Genomic DNA, 1,232 nt, shown 5'->3' on the forward strand with positions numbered 1-1,232 from the left:
GCACTCGACGGTGTGCGCATTCTCGATTTCACCCACGTGCAATCGGGCCCGACCTGCACGCAGTTGCTCGCATGGTTCGGCGCGGACGTGATCAAGGTAGAGCGCGCAGGCGCAGGCGACATCACGCGCGAGCAACTGCGCGACATCCCCGACGCCGACAGCCTGTACTTCACGATGCTCAACCACAACAAGCGCTCGGTCACCATCGACACGAAGAACCCCGAAGGCAAGCTCGTGCTCGAGGCGCTGATCCAGAAGTGCGACGTGCTGGTGGAGAACTTCGCACCGGGCGCGCTGGACCGCATGGGCTTCACCTGGGAGCGCATCCAGGAGCTGAACCCGAAGATGATCGTCGCGTCGGTCAAGGGTTTCGGCCCCGGCCCGTACGAAGACTGCAAGGTCTACGAGAACGTCGCGCAATGCGTGGGCGGCGCGGCCTCGACGACCGGTTTCGATGACGGCCCGCCCGTGGTGACGGGCGCGCAGATCGGCGACAGCGGCACGGGCCTGCACCTGGCGCTGGGCATCGTCACCGCGCTCTATCAGCGCACCATGACGGGCCGCGGCCAGAAGGTGCTCGCGGCGATGCAGGACGGCGTGCTGAACCTGTGCCGCGTGAAGCTGCGCGACCAGCAGCGGCTGGAGCGCACGGGCGTGATGAAGGAGTACCCGCAGTATCCGAACGGCACGTTCGGCGAAGCGGTGCCGCGCGCGGGCAATGCGTCGGGCGGCGGACAGCCGGGCTGGATTCTGAAGTGCAAGGGCTGGGAGCACGATCCGAACGCGTACATCTACTTCATCACGCAGGCACCCGTGTGGGTGAAGATCTGCAACGTGATCGGCCGCGAAGAGTGGGCCACCGACCCCGAGTACGCGACGCCCGCCGCGCGCCTGCCGCGCCTGAAGGACATCTTCGCGGAGATCGAACGCTGGACGATGACGAAGACCAAGTTCGAGGCGATGGAGATCCTGAACAAATACGACATTCCGTGCGGGCCGATCCTGTCGATGAAGGAGATCGCCGAAGACGACTCGCTGCGCAAGACGGGCACGATCGTCGAGGTCGATCACCCGGTGCGCGGCAAGTATCTGACGGTGGGCAACCCGATCAAGCTGTCGGACAGTCCGACGGAGGTGACGCGCTCGCCGCTGCTCGGCGAGCACACCGACGAAGTGATGGCCGAACTCGGCTATTCGCGTGAACAGATCGAAGCGCTGCGGACCGTCGGCGC

Annotated in this window: 1 protein-coding gene; it reads left to right on the forward strand. The window is 65.7% G+C overall.

The genetic code is table 11. From position 1 onward, the window contains the following. Nucleotides 1-1,232 (forward strand): formyl-CoA transferase (gene frc / locus KFO72_RS41835; RefSeq protein WP_225034555.1); only part of this gene is annotated, 1,232 nt, incomplete at both ends.

This window comes from Paraburkholderia sp. XV (genome assembly GCF_020177535.1).
GTDB classification, from domain to species: Bacteria; Pseudomonadota; Gammaproteobacteria; order Burkholderiales; family Burkholderiaceae; genus Paraburkholderia; species Paraburkholderia caribensis.